The organism is Paenibacillus tarimensis (assembly GCF_021532315.1).
Classification (GTDB): domain Bacteria; phylum Bacillota; class Bacilli; order Paenibacillales; family Paenibacillaceae; genus Paenibacillus_I; species Paenibacillus_I tarimensis.
The window spans coordinates 253024-274555 of sequence record NZ_JAKGAO010000011.1; the positions used below are offsets into that span (position 1 = coordinate 253024).

General features: G+C 53.8%; 21 protein-coding genes. 7 read left to right on the top strand and 14 right to left on the bottom strand.

Translation table 11 applies throughout. The features are described 5' to 3' along the window. Nucleotides 1–118 precede the first annotated feature (118 nt). Entirely contained in the window at nt 119–1153 is a 1035-nt protein-coding gene (gene add / locus L1N82_RS11735; protein ID WP_235287576.1) for an adenosine deaminase, read from the top strand. 171 nt (nt 1154–1324) lie between these two features. Here add and L1N82_RS11740 read toward each other — a convergent pair whose 3' ends face one another. The 8 genes from L1N82_RS11740 to L1N82_RS11775 form a co-directional block, all read right to left on the bottom strand. Further along, nucleotides 1325–3445 carry an ABC transporter ATP-binding protein gene (locus L1N82_RS11740; RefSeq protein WP_235287836.1) on the bottom strand — a complete coding sequence of 707 codons (2121 nt, stop codon included), beginning with the start codon at nt 3443–3445 and terminating at the stop codon, nt 1325–1327. A 13-nt stretch (nt 3446–3458) separates the two neighbouring features. Further along, complete coding sequence (locus L1N82_RS11745) at nt 3459–5216, bottom strand: ABC transporter ATP-binding protein (protein ID WP_235287577.1); 1758 nt, start codon at nt 5214–5216, stop codon at nt 3459–3461. Nucleotides 5217–5726: 510 nt separating this feature from the next. Further along, nucleotides 5727–7388, bottom strand: a complete 1662-nt coding sequence (locus L1N82_RS11750) for a hypothetical protein (protein WP_235287578.1) — start codon at nt 7386–7388, stop codon at nt 5727–5729. 1 nt (nt 7389) lies between these two features. Beyond that, complete coding sequence (locus L1N82_RS11755) at nt 7390–8178, bottom strand: ABC transporter ATP-binding protein (RefSeq protein ID WP_235287579.1); 789 nt, start codon at nt 8176–8178, stop codon at nt 7390–7392. A 150-nt stretch (nt 8179–8328) separates the two neighbouring features. Further along, the gene (locus L1N82_RS11760) at nt 8329–9582 is read right to left on the bottom strand and encodes an MFS transporter (protein WP_235287580.1); all 1254 of its coding nucleotides are present in this window, start codon (nt 9580–9582) and stop codon (nt 8329–8331) included. Nucleotides 9583–9639: 57 nt separating this feature from the next. After that, nucleotides 9640–10314, bottom strand: coding sequence for a ThuA domain-containing protein (locus tag L1N82_RS11765; RefSeq protein WP_235287581.1), 675 nt, complete (start codon nt 10312–10314; stop codon nt 9640–9642). A 17-nt stretch (nt 10315–10331) separates the two neighbouring features. Further along, nucleotides 10332–11045: an SDR family oxidoreductase gene (locus L1N82_RS11770; RefSeq protein ID WP_235287582.1), complete on the bottom strand. Its 714-nt coding sequence runs from the start codon at nt 11043–11045 to the stop codon at nt 10332–10334. Nucleotides 11046–11123: 78 nt separating this feature from the next. Beyond that, on the bottom strand, nt 11124–12104 hold the full coding sequence (locus tag L1N82_RS11775; protein ID WP_235287583.1) for a helix-turn-helix transcriptional regulator: 981 nt from the start codon (nt 12102–12104) through the stop codon (nt 11124–11126). Between the two features lie 288 nt (nt 12105–12392). Here L1N82_RS11775 and L1N82_RS11780 point away from each other — a divergent pair, with 288 nt between their 5' ends. From L1N82_RS11780 to L1N82_RS11790, 3 genes are all read left to right on the top strand, one after another. Then, complete coding sequence (locus L1N82_RS11780) at nt 12393–12548, top strand: DUF1540 domain-containing protein (RefSeq protein WP_235287584.1); 156 nt, start codon at nt 12393–12395, stop codon at nt 12546–12548. Between the two features lie 308 nt (nt 12549–12856). Continuing rightward, a complete protein-coding gene (locus tag L1N82_RS11785) occupies nt 12857–13063 on the top strand; it encodes a YuzF family protein (protein ID WP_235287585.1) in 207 nt (68 codons plus the stop codon). A 58-nt stretch (nt 13064–13121) separates the two neighbouring features. Beyond that, nucleotides 13122–14012, top strand: coding sequence for a manganese catalase family protein (locus tag L1N82_RS11790; protein WP_235287586.1), 891 nt, complete (start codon nt 13122–13124; stop codon nt 14010–14012). On the opposite strand, the gene L1N82_RS11795 is transcribed toward L1N82_RS11790, so the two are convergent. After that, a complete protein-coding gene (locus tag L1N82_RS11795) occupies nt 14003–15019 on the bottom strand; it encodes a sodium-dependent bicarbonate transport family permease (RefSeq protein WP_235287587.1) in 1017 nt (338 codons plus the stop codon). The genes L1N82_RS11790 and L1N82_RS11795 overlap by 10 nt on opposite strands. Before the next feature lie 212 nt (nt 15020–15231). Then, nucleotides 15232–15606 carry a DUF2294 domain-containing protein gene (locus L1N82_RS11800; RefSeq protein WP_235287588.1) on the bottom strand — a complete coding sequence of 125 codons (375 nt, stop codon included), beginning with the start codon at nt 15604–15606 and terminating at the stop codon, nt 15232–15234. A 117-nt stretch (nt 15607–15723) separates the two neighbouring features. Here L1N82_RS11800 and L1N82_RS11805 point away from each other — a divergent pair, with 117 nt between their 5' ends. Then, on the top strand, nt 15724–15948 hold the full coding sequence (locus L1N82_RS11805; protein WP_235287589.1) for a hypothetical protein: 225 nt from the start codon (nt 15724–15726) through the stop codon (nt 15946–15948). On the opposite strand, the gene L1N82_RS11810 is transcribed toward L1N82_RS11805, so the two are convergent. Then, nucleotides 15945–16793: a sugar phosphate isomerase/epimerase family protein gene (locus L1N82_RS11810; protein WP_235287590.1), complete on the bottom strand. Its 849-nt coding sequence runs from the start codon at nt 16791–16793 to the stop codon at nt 15945–15947. The two genes, L1N82_RS11805 and L1N82_RS11810, sit on opposite strands and share 4 nt — an antisense overlap. Then, on the bottom strand, nt 16790–17458 hold the full coding sequence (locus tag L1N82_RS11815) for a hypothetical protein (protein ID WP_235287591.1): 669 nt from the start codon (nt 17456–17458) through the stop codon (nt 16790–16792). Before L1N82_RS11815 ends, L1N82_RS11810 begins: the two co-directional genes overlap by 4 nt. Nucleotides 17459–17694: 236 nt before the next feature. On the opposite strand from L1N82_RS11815, the gene L1N82_RS11820 reads away from it, so the two are divergent. Together L1N82_RS11820 and L1N82_RS11825 are read left to right on the top strand one after the other, a co-directional pair. Then, complete coding sequence (locus L1N82_RS11820; RefSeq protein ID WP_235287592.1) at nt 17695–18606, top strand: SDR family oxidoreductase; 912 nt, start codon at nt 17695–17697, stop codon at nt 18604–18606. Nucleotides 18607–18744: 138 nt separating this feature from the next. Continuing rightward, nucleotides 18745–19464, top strand: a complete 720-nt coding sequence (locus L1N82_RS11825) for a 3-ketoacyl-ACP reductase (RefSeq protein ID WP_235287593.1) — start codon at nt 18745–18747, stop codon at nt 19462–19464. A gap of 60 nt (nt 19465–19524) precedes the next feature. Here the strand turns inward: L1N82_RS11825 and L1N82_RS11830 are convergent, their stop codons facing one another. Both L1N82_RS11830 and L1N82_RS11835 read right to left on the bottom strand, forming a co-directional pair. After that, the gene (locus L1N82_RS11830) at nt 19525–20706 is read right to left on the bottom strand and encodes a S8 family peptidase (protein ID WP_235287594.1); all 1182 of its coding nucleotides are present in this window, start codon (nt 20704–20706) and stop codon (nt 19525–19527) included. A 143-nt stretch (nt 20707–20849) separates the two neighbouring features. Continuing rightward, nucleotides 20850–21329: a MarR family winged helix-turn-helix transcriptional regulator gene (locus L1N82_RS11835; RefSeq protein WP_235287595.1), complete on the bottom strand. Its 480-nt coding sequence runs from the start codon at nt 21327–21329 to the stop codon at nt 20850–20852. Between the last annotated feature and the right edge of the window lie 203 nt (nt 21330–21532).

Here is a 21532-nt window from a genome sequence, read left to right on the forward strand (position 1 = left end):
TCAGCAAATTGACAGTCCCTAAAGCAATCGCTATATTGGGATAAAATATCCCGATTCCGCTTATTTTAATCGGAAACGTTAACGATTCATTCAAGCGGGCTTGAAAGGAGTTTCACTCATGGACTTGATCCGGGAAATGCCCAAGATCGATCTCCACCTGCATTTGGACGGCTGCGTAAAGCCCTCCACGCTGCTCGAGCTGGCAGAGGCCCAGCAACGGATTCTGCCCGCGCCCGATGCGTCTCGGCTGCTGCCTCATATGCAGGTGGAAGAAGAATGCCGCAGCCTGACCGAATACCTGCAAAAGTTTGATTTTGTACTTCCTTACCTGCAAAATGGCGAAGCGCTGGAGCGTGTCGCCTACGAAGTCGTAGAGCAGGCTTCGGCTGACAATGTCTGCTATGTGGAATGCCGCTTCGCTCCTATGCTGCACACCCTGGAGCGGCTTAGCGCAGCCGAAGCGGTTCGGCACGTGGTGCTTGGCTTGCAGCGTGGCGAGCGGGAATTTGGCGTAAAGGCAAGAGCCATTGTCATCTGCCTGCGCAGCCATGATGATACCGCCAACCGCGAAGCGATGGCCGCGGCTGTCCGTTATGCCGGAAACGGCGTTGCTGCTGTTGATCTCGCAGGCGACGAAGCTTCCTTCCCGCCAAGCCTGTTCCGCAGCCTGTTCGAGGAAGCCCGCCGGAGCGGCCTCCCTGTCACTATTCATGCCGGGGAAGCAGCCGGTCCGGAGAATGTAGAGGAAGCTGTTCTGCGGCTTGGCGCCGTCCGGATTGGACATGGCGTACGGGCCAGGGAGAACGAAGCCGTCATCGCCATGCTGAAGGATCGGCGTATCCCGCTCGAGATGTGCCCGGTCAGCAATTTGCAGACCAAGGCTGTCGCCAGCTGGGAAGACTACCCCATCCGGCAGTACATGGAGCAGGGGCTGCTTGTCACCGTCAATACTGACAATCCGACTGTCTCCGGTACGACGATGTCACGGGAATTCCATATGCTCGTCAAGCATTTCGGCTTTATCCCTGATGAGCTTGTCCAGCTGGTTGCTAACAGCATAGAGGCGGCCTTCCTGGATTCTTCGGAGAAAGAGGAGCTCCGTCAGACTGTTGCCAGGCGTATGGAGGAGCTTGGACTTTCGCTTCCTTATTAATTTCACCGCAGCTTCCAGAGTTCAAGAATTGCTTGTATTCAGTAACACTTAAGTGCATATATTCCATAATTACCCTTATACTTCTGAAGCTTAACATCCGTTTATAAACCGAAGAAGCCTCTGTTCCCGCCGGGAAAGAGGCTTCTTCTTGTTCCTATAGGATCTCTTTGATTATGGCATTACTGCCGCTGGAATTGTCGGAGATACATCTTGCGCCACGGCAATCTTCTCGCCCTGCTGCAGCTGATACATCTGGAAATACTTGCCCTTCTTCTGAATCAGCTCCTCATGATTGCCGCGCTCCACAATCTCGCCGCGGTCAAGCACCAGAATCAGATCCGCGTTCTTGATAGTTGACAGGCGGTGCGCGATGATGAAGGTGGTCCGCCCCTTCTTCACAACCTCGAGCGCATCCTGGATCAAGGCTTCCGTCTCTGTGTCAATATTGGACGTCGCTTCATCAAGGATCAGGATCGCCGGATCGAACGCAAGCGCCCGTGCGAAGGAGATCAGCTGTCGCTGACCGGCTGAGAGCGTGCTGCCCTTCTCCAGCACCGGCTCATCAATGCCCTTAGGCAGGTGGCGAAGCGCGCGGTCAGCACCAACATCGGCAAGCGCCTTCTCAATCCGCTCCCGCGTGATCGATGGATCATTCATGGAGACGTTCGTAGCGATGGTGCCCGTGAACAGGAACGGATCCTGCAGCACGATGCCCATATGCTCGCGCATTGATTGTCTTGGCATTGTGCGGGTATCTACACCGTCAATTGTAATCCGCCCCTGGTTCACATCATAAAAGCGGAACAGCAGGTTAATGATCGAGCTCTTGCCTGATCCTGTATGACCGATCAAGGCGACCGTCTGGCCCTGTTTCGCTTCAAAACTTATGCCCTTAAGCACATTCTCGTTATCCTTATACGCAAACCACACGTCCTCGAATGCTACATCGCCCTTATAGCGCGGCAGCTTCTTATCCGACACATCCTCGCCCTCTTCATCCAGCAGGACGAAGACCCGCTCCGCGGAGACCAGAGCCGTCTCCATGTTCGGCAGCTGATTGACGATGTTGACGATCGGGTTAAACAGCCGGTTCAGGTAATCGACGAAGGCATACAGAACACCCAGTGACACGACACCCTCCGGTCCCGTAATCGACGGTCCGCCAAAATACCAGATGAGGGCGACATAGGCAATGTTCCGGATCACGCCGACCAGGTTGTGGCCCGTCAGGGAATTGAGGCTTAACAGCTTGTTCCTGTATGTGAAGTTCCGCTCATTATAATCCTCGAATTCCCGCTCCATCTTCTTCTCTTTGCGGAAGGCGCGGATAATGGACATCCCCTGAATGGACTCGTTAATACGGCCGTTAATCTCACTCAGCGTCGACCGGATGATCCGGTTGTAGCGCTTCGCTATTTTACCGTATACGTAGATCCAGACTATAAGGACCGGAACAACGAACAGGCAGATCGCCGCCAGCTGTACATCCAGGAAGAACAAGGCGCCGAAAATACCCGCCATATAGATCGTACCGGTAAAGAAGTTCGCCAGCACCGTAACATACAGCTCACGGATGGCCTCTGTGTCGTTCGTGATCCGCGAGACAACCTTGCCCGCCGGCAAATTATCAAAATAACGGACCGGCAGCCGGTTGACCTGGCCGAATACATCCGTACGCATGCGGCGAATGATCCGGTTGGCCGTCGCCTGCAGCATATACCGCTGTCCGTATGCGAACACCGCCGACAGCAGGATAAGGGCAAAGTAAAACCAGCATAACTGCAGCAGGCCGCCAAGCTCGGGACGGAAGAAGCCGTACAGCTCACTTGTGGACAGCTTTACCGCCGGGTAGATCGCCTGCTCTTCCCCTCTTGTGATCAGCAGCGTTCCATTATCCTGCATGGTTCGGGTACCATCATAAGCAACGGCCTGGGGGACGAAGACATACTCGCGCCCGACCTGCATTACCCTAACCGCATCACCCTTAACTTCCTGAGGCTCAAAATGGTCTTCCCGCTTATAGAAGGCGCCCTCATATTCCACCGCGTACTTACCGCCTGCTTCGGTGCCGTACCACGGCTGTTCGATGCCCGAGATATGCACATCAATGATCCGCTTAGCAATCAGCGGGCCGGCCAGCTCGGTGCCTACCGAAACAGCAAGCATCAGCATCGCCACAATCAACGGTGCCTTGAACTGCAGCGCGTAGCGGAACAGCCGCCTAGCCGCGGCCGACTTGCCCCGGCTGCCGCGGTCGATATCCAGATCATATTGATCCAACTCATTTCCCATACTCACTTGCTATTCACCTGCCCTCGGTTACTTCTTCCGCCTCTTCAATCTGTTGGCGTTCATATTGCTCTCTATACCAGCCGCCGTGCGCCATCAGCGTTTCATGAGTACCCTGTTCGATAATCTCACCCTCATCAAGCACAATAATCCAGTCTGCATGCTGAACTGCCGACAGTCTGTGGGTCGTAATCAGCGTTGTCTTGCCCTGGCGCGTGCTGCGGATGTTCTCGATAATCTCCGCCTCTGTCCGCGCATCAACCGCGGACATAGCATCGTCCAGCAGCAGAATCTCAGGCTCGGCAATCAGTGCCCGTGCAATGGACACACGCTGCTTCTGACCGCCGGACAGTGCAACACCCTTCTCGCCGACCATCGTCTCGAGCCCGCCGGGAAGGAAGCGCAGGTCTTTCTTGAAGGCCGAAGCCTCCATCGCCTGATCCAGCACGGCGTCATCCGCTTCATCTCTGGCAAACCGTATATTATCGCGCACCGTACGGGAGAAAAGGAACTGCTCCTGCGGCACATACCCATACCAAGACTTCAGCTGATCCATACTGATCCGTTCAATTGGGACACCCGATACCGAGATCATTCCCTCGCCATGCGGATATTCGCGCAGCAGCTGCTTGATCAGCGTCGACTTCCCGCTGCCCGTACGGCCGACAATGCCGAGCGTCTGGCCGCCCTTCAATGTAAAGGTAACATTCTTCAGGTTATCAACTGACGAGGACGGATAACGGAATGTTACGTTCTCAAAGGTAATATCGGTAGGCCGCTCCACCTCTGTTGTATCCTCCGGGTCCGGCACATCCGGCTTGTAGCCCAGTGTCTCGTTAACCCGGTCGATGGAGGCATTCCCCCGCTGCATGACGTTAATCAGTTCGCCGATTGCAAACATGGGCCAGATGAGCATGCCCAAGTATACGTTAAAGGCAACCAGGCCGCCAATGGTCATCTCGTTGTGATACACCAGGTAAGCGCCGTACCCAAGACCAATCAGGTAGCTGGCTCCCACCAGTATCTTGATTGTCGGCTCGAACAGCGCGTCAATCTTTACAACCGCGATATTTTTGTCCAGCACATCCTGAGTGATTCGGTCGAACTGTTTCTCAACGGCCCGTTCCTGCACATAAGCCCTGGTAACGCGTACGCCGGACACCGTCTCCAGCACATCGTCATTCATAGCGCCGAACGCATCCTGGGCGGCGGTGAACCGCTTATGAATCCAGTCGCCGTATTTGCTGACGAGCAACGCCATGATCGGCAGCGGCAGAATCGCCGCCAGTGTCAGCTTCCATGATACGAACACGGTCATCGTAATGAGCAGCGTACCCATCCACAAGGTGGAGTCGATCAGCGTCATCATACCGAAGCCCGCTGTCATCGAGACCGCCTGCAAATCATTGGTCGCGCGGGCCATCAAGTCTCCTGTCCGGCTCCGTTCATAGAAGGTCGGCGTCATCTTCATGAAGTGACGCATCAGCTTCGAGCGCAGCATGCGCTCGACAACCATTGAGCCGCCGAACAGCTTATACATCCAGAAATAAGTCACAATATAAGCTCCCGCTGTAATAAGGGCGAGCTGTACCAGCGTCATGGTCAGACTGCTCCATGTCATTGTGCCGAGCTGAATGGCGTCAATTGAGCTGCCCACCATCATCGGCGGCAGAATTTCCAATATGCCGCTGAGTACCATAAGGATAACGGCTATTATGTATCGTTTCTTCTCCAGTTTAAAAAACCAGCCGAGCTTGCCCATAACCGACAGCATGAGATTTACTCCTCTCTTTTAACCAAATATCTATATGAATTGGCGGGAATGGCTGCCCTCACCTCCAGGAACAGCCCTTCCCGCAAAGAGATAACCGTTTAACTGATTTATGCGGTACTCCTCTAAAATAAAACAAGCACACCGCCCGAAAGCGGTGTGCTTATCATGCCCAGCCCGGCTGCAAGGAACGCCGAAGCCCGGGGCACTAAAAAAAGCGCACGCCACGAGGATTCGTGGCCTGCGCCTTGTATATGACAAGGTTAACGGTATTAACCGATCCGGTTATCCGTTGCTGCAAGGAGGCCACGAGAAGATATATGCGGTTGTGCCATACGGGGACGATTATTCATCATTGCTTCCATTCCGTTAGTAAAACGCATGTTCGGGTCGCTCCTTTCGATTGGTTTTGGTTACATAGGGTAAGTTACCATGATCTGCAAAATGAGTCAATCCTATTTTTTGTAAATGTTTATGAAAACCGGGTTCGTTCAGTTCCTTAAACTGGTATCCTCAGCTGCCAGCAGCCTTCTCCCAAGGCACCCGGAAAGCCCGTGCCCACTGCCAACCATTCAGCGCGAGCAGAAGGAGTGTATAGAGCAGCAGGCCATATGGAAGCAACGATGCACCGAAGTGTGCAGCTCCAAACACCGCGCTCACAAAGAAGAGCGGCACGGCAACCAAGCCGTCGCTTTGCTTCATGGCATCAAAAGGCTGCGTGAACGGCAGGACCTTAGGCAGCACCCGAAAGCATAACGTCATGTACAGCAGCAGGCTAAGCAGAATTATGATCAGGTGAAACGCAATTTTGAGTCCGAAGATCAAGAGGAAAAGAACGGACTCCAGCAGAAAGACCGGCAGGAACAAGTACACGGCAAAGGCCAGCATAGAGCCTCTGAATGCAGGCTCCGTGTTCCGCATCGGAACCGCCTTGTAGATCCAGGCCCCCTTGTATGCGCCCGAATATTTGAGCATCAGCAGCACGGACGGGATAATGATCCCGATCATATAGAGCGAATAAAACCAGCTTCCCTGGCTAATCTCAGCCAAACCACCCGAACGGAGTCCCGGCAGGAGCATGAGGAACGGCAGAATTAGCGAGAAGCCCAGAGACGGATACACCCTCAGCTTAAAATCCCGTTCACGGCGCATCATTCCTGCGGCAAACCGGTACCAGGCTCTCTCCACCCCGCTTCTGCACAGCAGCCGCCCAAGCCATTGTCCAAGCGGAATGCCTCGCATTTTGCTCCCCTTGCCCGCATCCTTCTGGGTGAGCTTGGCCAGATAGCGCTCGAACGATTCCTGAAGACGCAGATAGGCAAGAAAAGCGACCAGAGGAACCACGATAGACAGCACAGCGAGCAGTATCAGGGGACTCCCTCCGCCTGTCCCAGCCAGCAGCTCAAATGGGGCGGCAAACCACAGCGGAACAATCAGCACATGCCACCAGCGCACCTCAAACCCGCCGATAAAATCAAGGTAATTAAAGGAGTTGATTGTCACCTGGTAACCCAGCATGACACCCGCCGACATGATGATCTGCACGTAGTTTATAAGATCCTTCAGCTTCTCGCCATCCATGTATTTCAGCACCAGCAGGTACAGCAGGGTGGTGGCCACCACAACGAGCAGCATAAGAAGAATCGTCTCCAGAACGAACAGCAGCGCTGCTGCCGGGCCCATTCTGAATAAAATAACACCAAAAGAACCTGCACTGAGCGTTCCGGTCAGCAGGGTCAGATATATCATCACATGGACCGATTTGGCCATCTGAATCGTCTTGCGCGTCACAGGCTTCGGATGCAGGATATGATGATCCCGCACATCCAGCACGACGGATGAAAAGTCCGATATGACCGCTGTTACCAAGAAAAATGTAAGCAGTCCGTAAACGAGGCCCATCTGTATGACCGGAGAGCCGCCAATGAGCAGGAAAGGGATAAGCACCAGACCCAATAAACCGTACAGCCACAAGCTCTTGCCAAAATGATTAGACTCCTCTTCAGCCGCGCGGTCCCGGTTCTGGCTCATCTGGGACAGTACGGTCGGCACACGGCGGCGGTCCATCGTCAGCTTAACCTGCAGCATTCTGCGCATGACCGGGTAATCGACACCCCTGCGCACAAACCATCCGCTGAAGCGGTCCAGCAGCTTTAAGACCTTATATTCCCGCATCTTACGAATCCTCCCGCACAACAGAGACGAACTGCTCTGCAAGCTGCTTGTACTCCTTAAACCCGGTCAAACGGTTGAAGATTCCCTCCAGCGTGCCTTCCTCGCTTCTCTCCTTCAGCTCATCGAAGGTTCCGTCTGCCACGATCCGGCCCTCGTCAATCAGTATAATCCGGCTGCTGATCTTCTCGACCACCTCCATAATATGAGAGGAGTAGAAGATTGTCTTGCCCTGCAGTGCAAGCTGGCTCATAATCTCCTTCACAATCATGACACTGTTAGCATCCAGACCGCTGAGCGGCTCATCCAGAAACAGCACATCCGGGTCATGGAGCATGCTGGAGATCAGCAGCACCTTCTGGCGCATCCCCTTGGAGAACGAGGCAATACGCGCGTTATATACGCGATCGAGCCCCAACATATCCATCAGCCTGCGTGCCTTGTAATCGGCCTCATCGCCGTTTAGCCCGTACAGCTCGCCGATGAAGGTCAAGTATTCCGAAGCCGTCAGGTTATCATACAGCTCGGCGATTTCGGGTACATAGCCAATCCTGCTCTTATAGGCCGGATCGCCGTCCGCAATGTCACGACCGAACAGCCTCACCTCGCCGGTATAACCGGTGACGAGGCCGAGCATGATTTTCACCGTAGTACTCTTGCCCGCTCCGTTCGGTCCGATATAACCGATAATCTGTCCCGGGTATGCCTCCAGGTCAATGCCCTGCAGCACATACCGATCGTCATACTTCATTCGCAAATCCTGAATCTGTATGACAGCATCCTGTCTGTTCATTACAACAGTACACCTCACTTTGTACAGTCCATTCAACCAGACGCGCCTCTACTATACCATTATTTTACTTAACTGGTGAATGAAAATGAACAGCATGCACAACAAGACTGCCGGCGAATCGGCAGCCTCAGTAAATCCTGTTATATGTGTCTAGCTATCAATGCTCTGCCCCTCTGCGGCAAATTTCCTTACTTTTCTTGCCTGCACAAGCATCAGCCACATCGCTGCTGCGAACGCGACCGCTACCAGCACCATTGGTGCACGAGGATCGAGTCGGTAGCTCCAGCCGCCGATAATGCCGGTCGGTGAGATGATCAGCAGAATCAGCACCGAGAGAATGGAAAATACTTTGGCCCGCTGCTCGTCATCTATCGCATTGGCGACTTCCGCCTCCAGAATAGGCGAGCAGATCATCGTGCCGACGGCGGCCAGCACCGTGCTGAGGCCGATCCACACCAGCCCGTCTGCAGGCGCGGCGGCCAGCAGCACATTTGATACGAGCGATACGGCGAACCCCCAGAACATGGCCCTTGAGGCAAAGCGTTCGGGAATCCGCGGCATAATCAGCCACATCGTCAGCAGCATGAACACTGAGGATACGGCTGGCACCAGCGAGATCAGGCCGCTGTCCAGATGCAGATGATCCGCCAGATACAAGGACAGGTAGGTGCCCTTCAGGGTCATCTGGAAGTTGAACAGAATATAAACGCCGAATATGAGCATAAGGGCCGGATTAGCCAGCACGCCCCGAATGGCACTGCCGTAGTCGGCGAGATTCTCCTTCCATCCTATCTGGCTGGTCTCACTAATTTTGCGCAGGCCCATCTCGGTCTCATGCGTAGTCAGGTGCCGGCCGATAAACTGCAGCGTCATCAGTATACAAGCCAGAACATACATAATGCGCATGCCCGGCACAAGCGAGTAATGCAGCACAATCAGACCGCCGAGCGGCGCGAACAGTCCTCCGACCACACTAATAAACTGCAGGATAGTAAACACGTATGTACGATCCTTCGGATTCGTATCCTCCACGAGCAGACAGTAAAAGGCGGTATGAGGCACGCGCTGAAAGCCGTTAACGAGCGCAGCTGCCAGAAAGAACCAGAAATTCTGCGAAATTGCCCAAAGCAGGGTGCCAAACGACCAGCTCAGAATATCAAAGTAAAGCAGCGCCTTCTTGCGACCCATCCGATCCGTTAAATAACCGCTTAGGAAAGACGAGAACACCTGGACAATCAAGCTGATGGTCGTAATCCAGCCAATTGCCACCTCGCTAAGCCCAAGCTCATACATGTAAATCGTGGCATACACCGTAAACATGCTGTAGGGAATTAGAAACAGCGGCTCAAATGCCAGGCATCCCCTGCTGTTCCCCTGCAGCCGCGCAAACCATGGCCGGGCCATAATATGTTCCTCCGTCCGTCTGTCTGTCTATTTAAAAGAGCTTGTTTCTCTCCATTGTTATTCCTTCTTGTCTTCCAGCAGACCTGTGAGCTCGCCTGCCAGCAGAGATATAAAATCAGGGTCAGTCAGCGCTTCCCTGGAGTGTGCAGGAGTTAAACAGCTGACTCTGCCCTCACCGTAAGGATGCCGCCAGCCCGCTTCTGACCTGCCGTCGGCCGAGGTCGATATCAGCCATACATTCGTCGCTTCCACATTACAATGGACAAAATAATGCTCATCCCAGAACACGGCCGCCGCCTCTCCGGTATCCGCCTTCTGGCCTCGTCCTCCGGCTCTTGTATAGGTGACAGCCTGCATCTCCGGATGGTGCTCGAAATACCCGCTAAGCATCCGTATATAGTAACCCTCACGGTCATAGCCAGCCAGCCCGGAATGCCAGGCCAGCCAGCAGCCCCCCTCGCTGACATACCGGGTGATTTCACGGGCCGTCTCTGGCGTCATCCAGGTGCGGACCGTTTCATCCAGCGGATTAAGCCGGTCCTCCTTATACAGTACGACAGCGTCAGGCCGCTCACCCAAACGCCCTGCCAGGTCCTGCGCCGGGACGATCTCAACCGCAATCGAGACCCCTAACGCCGCCTCTGCTTCCTTCACGGCAAGGCGCAGCGCTTCCTCGCTCAGTGCCGGATCATGCCAATGATCCCCCAGAACGGCAAAAAGACGTTTATCCATCTTCATTCCTCCTCTTGCTACCAAGGCAGCTGATTACCCTTATAGTCCAGGTACACCGGGCCGTCCAGCGCATGCGGACGCAGAGTCTCCTGCAGGATGCCCGCCGCCGCATCATCGGCTTCCACCGTGGCGTCTTCATTAAGCTTCCCCAGCATATAGGAGCGCACATAGCCAGGGTGAAGAGCCAGCACCTTGATGCCGTACTCCCTTAGATGCTCCTGCAGCATAACCGACTGCATGTTAAGCGCTGCCTTGGACATCGAATAGCCGAACTCCTGCTTTCGCCAGTTATTTCCGATGCTTCCTGACTCCGATGAGATGTTCACAAGCCGTTTATCCCTGCCCTTGACCAACAGATCAATCACGGAATTGGTTACCCTAAGCGGCCCGAGGGCGTTCGTGTTATACAGCCTCAGCAGGTCCTCATCGTACAGCTCGCCAAAAATATCACCCGATCGGTCTGTAAAGATAGCCGCGTTGTTAATAAGCAGATCGAGCTTGTCTGTCTGTCCTCTTATAACAGCCGCCGCCCCCTCAACCGATTCCCTGCTTGTCACGTCTAGCGGCACGATATGCAGGCGCCCGGAAAAGCGGCCAAGCTCGCCAAGCTCCGGCCAAGCCTTCATATACTCTCCGGCAAAAACGATGTAGTTCCTCTCAAGGAGCTGCCTGGCAAGCGCCAGTCCCAGCCCTCTATCACACCCGGTAACATATGCTGTCTTATTCGCCATATCCCCGTCACCTCCGATAAGCTGAGCGTTATCCGCTCAAATGTTCAGGCATTGCTGCGGTTCAGGCATTACTGCGGTTCAGCCGTTCCTAGAATGTCCAAGCATGAACCGCTGCCGGTACTCGCGCGGCGTCATCCCTTCCCATCTTCCGAAGCAGGAGGTAAAATAAGCCGCCTGCTGAAAGCCCACATCCTGGGCAATCTGGCCCACCGGCAAATCAGTTTGCAGCAGCAGCTTCTTGGCCTGCTCCAGCCGGTACTTCATCAGATATTCCATCGGCGAGCACCCGAACTGCTTCTGCATGCAGCGTGCAATATAAACCGGATGAAAATTCAACGCATCGCCTACATCACTAATGCAGATCCGTTCTTTGTAATGACAGCGCAAATAGGAGGCCGCCTGGTCAGCGATATCCGATCCCGGCCGCTGTGCCCGGTCTGTCATCGAGTTACCAAGCTGCATCAGCACCTCCTGGAACAGCAGCTGCTGTCTCCATTTTACAGGACCCAGATGGGAATCCCTCTCCAGCTCGTTCAGCTGCCGGAGCAGTTCATACATTCTGCTTGCGTTATGCAGCCGGATAAACTGGGGGACCCGGATATCGAACACCGCCGTTCTATGCTGATCTTCCTCCGCATTCAGTACCCCGGCACCCTGCCCCGGAGCCGGCTGACCATTCTCCTCCTCGTTCACTGCCTCCCATACGCCAGCTGTCTGGAAGTGCAGATAGAAGCTGCCTGTCATTTCCCTGCAGCCCTGCGTGGGGTAATGATGCGAGTCCGGACGGAGTATAAGCGCATGCCCCTCCGCCAGCTCAAAGCTGCGGCCCTCTTCTCCGATATACAAACACCCCTTGTCTACCACCAGCAGGTCAAACTCCCCCAGTGCGTACCGGTCAGGATGCCCCCTTCCGGGCATAGTCAGACAGTGGCCGCTGCAGATGTAATAAGGCATGGGCAGAGCATGAAATTGTATCACTGACATGGACAGCGCCTCCGGTTTCTTCAGCTTATAGTTAAGGTTGGCGCCCGGCTCCCGCTTTCCCTTCCACGACCTCAACACAAGTTTGCATTCTGATAAAATTGGTTGCTCTTCTTATAGATCAGATTGAAGATCAGGCTCAGTATAACACCCCAGCTACAAGGCGAGTATACTTATCTCCAGGCCCTGCTGACTAAGCCGGGTAAAGTTTATGTTCTGACAATAACCGCATGCTAAACGAAGCGGCGGCCCATCCCGGGGAAGGGAGGGCCCGCCGCTTTATAATCGCCGATTAAGATCAGATGCGGAGGAGCGTATAAATATAGGCAAAAGTGCCCCATTCTAAGAGGATGGGAGGTGATAACAATGGCACAAGACGTACTCTGCGAGGTAAACTCCTGCAAGTACTGGGCGAACGGCAACAAGTGCAGCGCATCCTCAATCTATGTGGTGAGCCACCGCGGCAAGCAGGCCAGCCAGTCCGAGGAAACAGATTGCAAAACCTTCGAGCCCAAGATTTAATTTTACTGCAAGCTTCCAGACCCTATCTGGTTACTTGTACACAGGTATCTACACCGATATCCGCCAGCTTTACCGGGCAGCCTGCAAAGGCTGCCTTCTTCAATGTTACAGGAGTGCTGCTGCCCCGGATCATCTGTATTGCGCACGCCTGCCGCTATCACCCTCTGAACATTATACCCAATGCTGATAATGATTATCACCGATTCTAAGAGTGAAGCGAAGCTTTTTTAGGCACGCTCGTCATGAGTCCATAACGGTGAAGCATACAATTATAGGGTACAGTCCATTCCAAGAAAGGAGGTGGCCACATGCACACGCCCTCCATAACGCTGTCTGATCCTTACCTGTATGAGAGCCTGCAGCCGCTGTCCGGAAAATGGGTTGCCCTCGATACTCCCTGCGGTTCACTGCGCGGTGTATTAAAGTCTGTCATGCCCGACCACATCATTGTGCAGGTAGGTGAGATGCCATTCTATGTCCGTATCCAGCAGCTTATCTGGATTTATCCCTGCTGATACCGCATAATTGCTTCCCTTATTTCGCTAAGCTATGAAGAAGGAGTGAGAGAAACCGGTGTTCAAACGGATCAATAGGCTCCCCATCTATCTTCCTACGCCCGATCACGGAGATGCCAATGCTGCGGCTGCCGTACAGGAGCTGCTTGGCGGGAAATTCGGCGAAATGTCCACCCTGAATAACTACATGTATCAGTCCAACAATTTCCGTGCCAAGAAGAAGCTCAAGCCATTTTATGATCTTGTCGCCAGCATTACGGCTGAAGAATTCGGTCACGTCGAGCTCGTGACCAGCGCCATTAACCTGCTGACCCATGGCATAAGCGTTCCGTCTTCGCCCGATTTGACTCCGCTCAGGACCGGTCTGGATTCCCGCAACACCTACCATTTTATCGCCACCGCTCAAAATGCATTTGCCGGTGATTCCATGGGCCGGCCGTGGAGCGGTGACAATGTGTTTAACAGCGGCAACCTGGTACTGGATCTGATGCATAATCTGTTCCTGGAAATCGGGGCCCGCACGCACAAGATGCGTGTGTATGAAATGACCGATTCGCCGGTTGCCCGGGAGATGATCGGCTATCTGCTCGTGCGCGGCGGAACTCATATTGTCGCCTATGCCAAAGCATTGGAAATCGCTACAGGCGTCGACTTGACCAAGCTGCTTCCCGTACCTGATCTCAGCAACACCAAGTTCGACTATGCCCGTAAATTCGAGGAGCAGGGGCTTGGCAATGTGCTCTATACGTGGAGCGATACCGACTTTCAGGACATCTCACTGATTTGGAAGGGCAGCCATCCGGAGAACGGACAGCCGCTGCGTGTAATTAACGGCTCCCCGGAAGGCGCGCCTGTACCTGACCTCGAAGAGCTTCCGGAGGAATTCGCGCCCGGAATCTCCAAGGATGATTATACGATGATCGCGAAGCGCCTGCTCGCTCAGCTGTAAAGCCACTGCGCCATGGCCGTGTAAACCGGGATGCCCAGCGCAAGATTAAGCGGAAACGTGACCCCGAGCGCCAGTCCCAGATAAACGGTTGGGCTTGCTTCGGGAACGGAGGACTTCAGGGCTGCCGGAGCAGCGATATACGAGGCGCTGGCAGCAAGTACTCCCATCAGTGCGGCGCTGCCCATGGACAAGCCTGCCGCTTTGCCGATCAGAATACCCAGTAGCCCGTTGAACAGCGGCATGACAAGCGCAAAGCCGATCAGCTTCACGCCGATCCTCATCTTGTGCAGCTGCTGCCCGCAGACGATGCCCATGCTAAGCAGGAAGATCAGCAGGAATCCCCGGTACAGGTCAATGAAGAGCGGCTTCACTACCGGCAGGGCTTCCTGCCCGCCAATGAGTCCTACTGCCAGGCTGCCGAGGAGCAGAATGACACTCTTCCCGGTCAGGCATTCCTTAATTGGCTCCCAGCTGAACTTATTAGCAGGGATAGGCACAATTGTGGAGTACGCCGTAACGGCAGGCATACGCTTGTCCTCCCCCTTATCCTTCAAGACGCGCAGCATAATAATGGAGACCAGCAGCGCCGGAATTTCCATGACCGCCATAATCGCGCTCATATAGGTCGCATATTCAATTTCCGTCTTCTCCAGGAAATCAACCGCCGCCCCGAATGTGACTACGCTCACTGACCCATAGGTTGCGGCCAGTGCCGCCGAATGATAGATATCCAGCTTGAACGCTTTACGCAGCACGCCCAGCACAATTAACGGGATGGCGATTCCGAGCAGAACACCCGCCCAGAGGGGTTGAACAATAACGGACATCGGGTAATGGGATAGCTCGATCCCTCCCTTGAGCCCGATCGCAATTAGCAGATAGATGCTCAGTGTCTCGGTGAGCCCTTCCGGAATTTTCAAATCCGACTTGATCAGTACCGCCAGCATGCCTAACCCAAAGAATAAGACCGCTGGCGACCCCATGTTGCTGAGTACAATTTCCCACATCTTAAAACTCCTCCTCGTTATATCTGTTTAACGGTCATAAAGCCGCAGACTTAGCCCCTTAGCCCCTTGCAGCTTGCACTTGCACTAGGCATATCAGCACTTTTTGCGCATAAAAAACCGGCAAACGTCCGGCTGCGCTTCGATAAGCACTTGCCGAATATTTGCCGGTTATCTTCAAGCCCACCGTCTGCCGGTGTTCCGATGATCTCCGCCTACACTTTCTTCATAGCTAATTCATTCTCCAGATTGCCATCCAGTATGAACACCATGATCCGTTCGCCTGAACGAGTTGATATATCAGTGAAGAACGACACCACTTGCTTGCCCGTCAACTCTCCAATCAACTGATACAGCTGATCTGCCCCCGTCTCCACAAGCTCGGAGCGGTTACGCTTAACCGACAGCATGCCGTCCTTCTGTGCTGCGAGCAGCTTCTCTGCAGGAGTGAGCACTCCCTTCAGCATCACCACAATCATGTTGCGTACGATGTCTGTCTTGACATCCACTGAACCGCGGCCCAAGAAATCACGTTCCCATTGGGTCAATGCTCTGCTGACCTCGGCCTCCATCATGCCCTTAGTCCTCATCACATCTCCCCCATTTCTCATCCCATTATATCGTCCGTCGCTTAATTGTCAATTCCCAAGTCGTGAAAACAACTAGATTTATTTTCATGCTGCACTATAGAAGGAATTTGTCATCTTATGCCGGATGATGCCTTGTCTATTACAAGTATTGTCATTCAGACAGTCGCGGAGCTTAACGTACTGATCCGGATGAATAAAAAAATCGCCGGCGTGGACGGCAGCCTTCGGCTGACCGGCCTTACCGGCGAAATCCAAATTCTATCCGAGCTGGCGAGGCTTCATCAAATGCCAGGGACGGTAACCCCCGGACCCCGCCCGGCATCTGTCTGCTTATGCCTTTAGCGCAGCAGAGCCGCCTTTTCTGATGCCTCTCTTCTGATCGTCTCAATATAGCTCTTGGACTGCGGCATTATCTCGGGCTTCGCTTCCTCCATAATGATATGGACATGCGGCTTTATCTGTTCCAGCAGCTCCATATAGAGCTTATAATTCATCTCTCCAAAGCCGGGCGCTGCGGTAATAACCGAACCGTCCGGTTCTTGCTTGCGGTCCTTCGCGTGACAGGCGATAACCCTTTTGCCAAGCAGCCTGAAGGCCTCCTTAATAACCTCATCCTGGCTGCCAATGTTGCCTTCGTGAAGCAGATTCCCGGGATCGAGCACGACACCAATATTCGGCGAGGGAACCTCGTTCAGCAGCTGATCCAGTTCCTTGGCCGTGCCGACCAAATGACCGTTCGCAGCTTCCATGCCAACGAATACGCCCCATCTTTCCGCCTCTTCAGCTAGTTCCTCCAATGTGCTCCGCATGACTCTCCAATCCTCGTCCGTATAAGTACCGGGCGGATAGGTGCCCGTCTCTGCGGCAACAATCGGCGCCCCGAAGTAGCGGGCATAGCGAAGCAGCTCCTTGAACCGCTCAATATTTTCCCTGCGCTGCTCTTCACGTCTGTCGAAGAGATGCAGGTAGCAACCCAATACCGATATCGAAACGCCATGCTTATGAAAGGACTCCCCGATTGTCTGGGCCAGTCCTGGACTTAATCGGCCTGGCTTGCTGAAATCCAGGTCGCTGACAGCCTTCCACAGAGCCAACTGTACATGACGAAATCCGAAGGACGCCACCTTCGGCGCAATCTGCTCATACGGCATGGCACCGAACAAGTGGGCCAGTACACCAACTGTCATCCCGCATTCCCCTCTTCTTCGCTATAGTAGTCAAATAAGCACTCAATGGGTTTAAAATAAAGATGGCCATCCGGCCAAGGCTGAAAATGCAGATCCATCCTCGCATCCTGCCAGTTAGCCGGTGTCCCCTTCGTATGAAGCTTCGGCGGCAGTACCGGCTCCTCCACGACCTGGGGAAACTCCTGATACCCGAACAGCACATTCTCATGAATGCCGATGATCTCATACTTGCCGCCGGAAAATGCCCTCTCCTCCTGCAGCTGGTAATGGTAATAGATATAGCTCGCAATCATTTCCGGCTTCAAGTGGGCGATTCGCCCCGCCCGGCGCTCTACCGGCGTCCTGCGCCTCCAGTGCTCGGGTCCGGCCGGCTCGTTAAAATGAAAGACATCCGCCATTGGAGCCCACTTCCGGTCATGGCCGCCGCCCGGCCATACCGCCAGCCAGGGTGCCAGCTCCGGGAACAATTCGCCTGGCAGCACCCGTTCCTTCATACACTCATAGTAAAGAAATAACTGGTTATTCCACCGGTAGATTGCAGCGGTCATCAGGATGCCCCTATCCGCAAGCGGCTGCACCTGTTCCGCCCCTCCTTTAGTAACCGCTTCCATAACATGGACTTCATCTGCCGCTTCATAGGCCGCCCGATACATCAAACGCTTCACAGCATACCTCCCCGACCAGAGCCTTCCAAGCCCTTATTCAGCTTGCCGCCGTTACTACTGTCTGACTGATCCTATCTAGTAAAGGAAATTATAGCATACAGGCACGGGGTCCGTCATACGTTTAAGCCTCCCGCCATAATCTTATAACTGACCGGAACTCAGACAGCAGGCATGGCATCCGCTGTTCATGAATATAATTCAGGGGTTAAATCAACTAGTGGAGAGGTGTATGGCTTATGAAGGACGCGCAGTATCCCGTTTATCCTTATTACACCAGCGTAACCGAATGCGAGGAGAAGCCGATCGCCTTCCCGCCGCAGCACCAGCAGCAGCAGCCAGGGCTTGAATATGTAATGAATCCCCGGCCCATCTACGATAATCCCGCTTACACTGGCAGCGGCAAGCTCAAGGGTCTGACAGCTGTGATCAGCGGCGGTGACAGCGGAATCGGCCGGGCAGTAGCGGTCGCCTTTGCCAAGGAGGGGGCGAACGTCGTCATAGCTTACCTGTACGAGAGACCGGATGCTGAAGAGACCAGAGCTGCCATAGAACGGCTTGGCGGACGATGCCTCCCGATCTGCATCGATCTTCGCACCAAAGCGGCGTGTGCCACCGTAATATCAGCGGCAATCCAGACGTTCGGCCGGCTGGATATACTCGTCAATAACCTCGCGGTCCAGTACCCCCAGGAGCAGCTGACCGATATTACGGAAGAACAGCTGGAGCAGACTTTTCGAACGAATATTTACTCCTATATTTTCATGACGCAGGCCGCGCTGCCCCATTTGAAGGCCGGAAGCTCGATCATTAATACAAGCTCTATTACCGCCTACCGCGGCGAAAAGAATCTTATTGATTATTCCGCTACCAAGGGAGCCATTACCTCTTTCACCCGTTCCCTCGCCCTGTCCCTTGTGGATCAGGGTATCCGCGTTAATGCTGTTGCCCCCGGGCCCATATGGACTCCGCTGATTCCTGCCAGCTTTCGCGCCGAACGTGTGGCTGTCTTTGGCACCGATACGCCAATGCGTCGCGCCGGTCAGCCTTTTGAGCTTGCCCCTTCCTATGTCTACCTGGCAAGCGATGATTCCCGTTATGTTACCGGAGAGACTCTGCATGTCAACGGCGGTGACTATATTTCTTCCTAAAGCGCTGCCCCTGGCGGTAATTTGTCCCTGCCCCGCTTATCTTCTATAATAAAGAATGTTCCGGCACTGCAGCCGGACCTCATTAGACTGGGGTACATACTGTATGAAGCTTATCTATACCAGAAGGAGTGATTGAGAATGACACTGCAGGGGAAAACCGCCATTATTACGGGAGCGGGAAAAGGGATCGGCCGGGCTACTGCGTTTGCACTCGCGGCTGAAGGCGTAAATCTGGGCCTTATGGCCAGAAGTGAGTCCGATCTTACGCAATTAAAGGATGAGATTACCGGCAAGCATGATGTACAGGTTCATATTGCCATCGCCGACATTGCCAGCCAGGATGAAGCGGCAGCAGCTGTAGGACAACTGATTAATGCGCTCCAGTCCGTTGACATTCTGATCAACAATGCAGGCATTGCCGAGTTTGGCACTCTGCTTGATATGGACCCAGCCACCTGGGAACGCATCATTCAAGTTAATCTGATGGGAACGTATTATGTAACCCGCGCGGCCCTGCCGACGATGATCAGCCAGAATGAAGGCAGCATTATTAACATCGCTTCTACTGCGGGCGAGCGGGGCTTCGCAACCGGCTCGGCCTATTGTGCCTCCAAGTTCGCGGTTATGGGCCTCACCGAGTCCTTGATGCAGGAAGTGCGCAAGTCCAATATCCGCGTTACCGCCCTTACACCAAGCACGGTTAATACGCCTCTCGCCGTTAATGCGGGGCTGAAGATTGGTGAAGAGGACCGGATGATGCAGCCGGAGGACGTGGCTGAGCTAATCACGGCAGCACTGAAGCTGCCTCAGCGCGTATTTGTCAAGACAGCCGGTATTTGGACCACCAACCCGCAATAAATCCATAGCAAGAACCTCCCGCTCAGCGGGAGGTTCTTATTGTTCTGCAGTCTGTTATCGTTACCCCTGCTGCTCTTGAGCCGTCCGGTAACGAACGGCATGGGCTGCGTTCACCCTCCCGTATACCCACCATTCACCGGTTCCCGGAACCGGGTCGGCTGTCTGCTGTATTGCCGCTCGGGCCTCAGCCTGACTCCTTCCCTGTGAGACAAGCAGCGCGGCCACGCCCGATACATGGGGAGCTGCCATAGAGGTTCCGCTCAAATAAGCATAGTTACCGCCAAGATAGGTAGAAAGAATACGATCTCCCGGTGCCGCTACATCCACCCACATGCCATAGTTTGAGAAGGAAGACCGGACATCGTGCATTGTCGTTGATGCGACCGCGATCACTTCTGAATAAGCCGCCGGATAATTCGGGACGGATACACCATTATTGCCGGCGGCGCCAACCAGAATAACCCCACGGTCTGCAGCGAATCGAACAGCATTCTGCAGAGTTACAGCAGATGCCGCAGAGCCCAGACTCAAATTGATGATCTGTGCCCCGCTATTTACCGCATAGATAATGCCGTTTGCAACCTGATTCAGGTTCCCTGTTCCATTATCCCCCAGCACCTTAACGGGCAGCAGCCGGGTATTAGGGGCGATTCCCGCTATGCCAAGGCCATTATCTGTCGCTGCCGCAGCAATTCCCGCTACATGTGTACCATGACCATTACGATCGATTGGCATTTCGTTGTTTTCAACAAAATTGTAGCCCGCTGTCAGCTTAGTTGCCAGATCCGGATGGGAGGCATGCACCCCTGTATCGAGGATAGCTATCACAACATCGGGGCGGCTGACCGTCACATCCCAGGCTTCCGGCGCCTGTATAACCTGGGGGCCATACTGGTAATCGGGGAGGAATGGATCATCTGGAATGTAGGTAGCCTCATACAAGTAGTTAGGCTCCGCATAATGAATGCCCTGCATGCTGTTGAAATGCTCAAGCACCCTTCTCATCTTCCGGCTTGACCTTAGCGTGTAGGTACCAAGGTGAACATTAGAGTCCATTACAGTACAGCCTGCCGCCCGAATCATCCGTTTGCGTTCGTCATCGGTCACCCCATCCTCAAACGAGACGATAACCTGGTAGGGTTCATGCGGCGCCCAGCCCCGCTCCGCCTTCCAATCCAAATACCTGTACACCAGACCAACTGCCAGCGCGGCAAGCGCAATTCCGGCCGCCAACATCCACATCCTCTATCTCCTCCAGTGCTATAGAATTCTATCTACTCTATGAGCACGGTAAGAGAGCGGTCTGTTTGCTTGTCCCGGAAACTGTAATTAGGGCCCCTGCCTTAATAATAAAAACCACATCCCAGAAAAGGGACGTGGTTAAATCACGTTATACCACCCTTGTTGAAAAACTTCTTATTCGTTTTTTCAAAACCATTTCCCCGAATAATTACTCGAAGCTTATCGGACATCAATCTTCGATCGTCAGCATTAAGCATGGAGACCAGTCCGATTTCAGCTTGGTGGAACATCGGATATAGCTCTTCCATTACGCTTACACCCTGGTCGGTAATCGATACATAAGTTAGCCGTTTATCCTGACCGTCTTGCTTTCTGTAACACAGCCCCTTACGTTCAAGGGTATTGGTAATGTTACTGATTGTCGCTTTCGAAACACCGGCCGACTCCGCCAACTTTCTTGTCTCCATAGACTTCCATATCCACAGGTCATACAGCAGGGAAAAGGCTGTCCATGATAGCCCCTGACTGGCAAGCACTTCGCGTTCCATCTTGTTTCTAAGTCCTTGCGCTATTCTATATATACTGGTGGCAATAGAGATCGCATTGACATCAAGCTTCCCCATCGGTACTCGGGTTAATCTTTCGATCGTTTCCTTCTCTTCTGGCAGCAGGTCACCGCCGTCATTAATATGATGAATAAGATCACCTCCGGTACATCGTTAGCTATGAAACGATATCAACAAAAAAACTACAGACCGCAAGGAGACCTTCGATCCAGCATGGTGTAAACCGTGCATATTATAACAGCAGCGCGAGCTTCAGGGGC

Excerpts from the sequence above, each read along its gene's own strand:
- add (WP_235287576.1), top strand. The coding sequence starts at position 119 with ATGGACTTGATCCGGGAAATGCCCAAGATCGATCTCCACCTGCATTTG.
- L1N82_RS11740 (WP_235287836.1), bottom strand. The coding sequence starts at position 3,445 with ATGGGAAATGAGTTGGATCAATATGATCTGGATATCGACCGCGGCAGC.
- L1N82_RS11745 (WP_235287577.1), bottom strand. The coding sequence starts at position 5,216 with ATGCTGTCGGTTATGGGCAAGCTCGGCTGGTTTTTTAAACTGGAGAAG.
- L1N82_RS11750 (WP_235287578.1), bottom strand. The coding sequence starts at position 7,388 with ATGCGGGAATATAAGGTCTTAAAGCTGCTGGACCGCTTCAGCGGATGG.
- L1N82_RS11755 (WP_235287579.1), bottom strand. The coding sequence starts at position 8,178 with ATGAACAGACAGGATGCTGTCATACAGATTCAGGATTTGCGAATGAAG.
- L1N82_RS11760 (WP_235287580.1), bottom strand. The coding sequence starts at position 9,582 with ATGGCCCGGCCATGGTTTGCGCGGCTGCAGGGGAACAGCAGGGGATGC.
- L1N82_RS11765 (WP_235287581.1), bottom strand. The coding sequence starts at position 10,314 with ATGGATAAACGTCTTTTTGCCGTTCTGGGGGATCATTGGCATGATCCG.
- L1N82_RS11770 (WP_235287582.1), bottom strand. The coding sequence starts at position 11,045 with ATGGCGAATAAGACAGCATATGTTACCGGGTGTGATAGAGGGCTGGGA.
- L1N82_RS11780 (WP_235287584.1), top strand. The coding sequence starts at position 12,393 with ATGGCACAAGACGTACTCTGCGAGGTAAACTCCTGCAAGTACTGGGCG.
- L1N82_RS11785 (WP_235287585.1), top strand. The coding sequence starts at position 12,857 with ATGCACACGCCCTCCATAACGCTGTCTGATCCTTACCTGTATGAGAGC.
- L1N82_RS11795 (WP_235287587.1), bottom strand. The coding sequence starts at position 15,019 with ATGTGGGAAATTGTACTCAGCAACATGGGGTCGCCAGCGGTCTTATTC.
- L1N82_RS11800 (WP_235287588.1), bottom strand. The coding sequence starts at position 15,606 with ATGAGGACTAAGGGCATGATGGAGGCCGAGGTCAGCAGAGCATTGACC.
- L1N82_RS11805 (WP_235287589.1), top strand. The coding sequence starts at position 15,724 with ATGCCGGATGATGCCTTGTCTATTACAAGTATTGTCATTCAGACAGTC.
- L1N82_RS11810 (WP_235287590.1), bottom strand. The coding sequence starts at position 16,793 with ATGACAGTTGGTGTACTGGCCCACTTGTTCGGTGCCATGCCGTATGAG.
- L1N82_RS11820 (WP_235287592.1), top strand. The coding sequence starts at position 17,695 with ATGAAGGACGCGCAGTATCCCGTTTATCCTTATTACACCAGCGTAACC.
- L1N82_RS11825 (WP_235287593.1), top strand. The coding sequence starts at position 18,745 with ATGACACTGCAGGGGAAAACCGCCATTATTACGGGAGCGGGAAAAGGG.
- L1N82_RS11830 (WP_235287594.1), bottom strand. The coding sequence starts at position 20,706 with ATGTGGATGTTGGCGGCCGGAATTGCGCTTGCCGCGCTGGCAGTTGGT.
- L1N82_RS11835 (WP_235287595.1), bottom strand. The coding sequence starts at position 21,329 with ATGGGGAAGCTTGATGTCAATGCGATCTCTATTGCCACCAGTATATAT.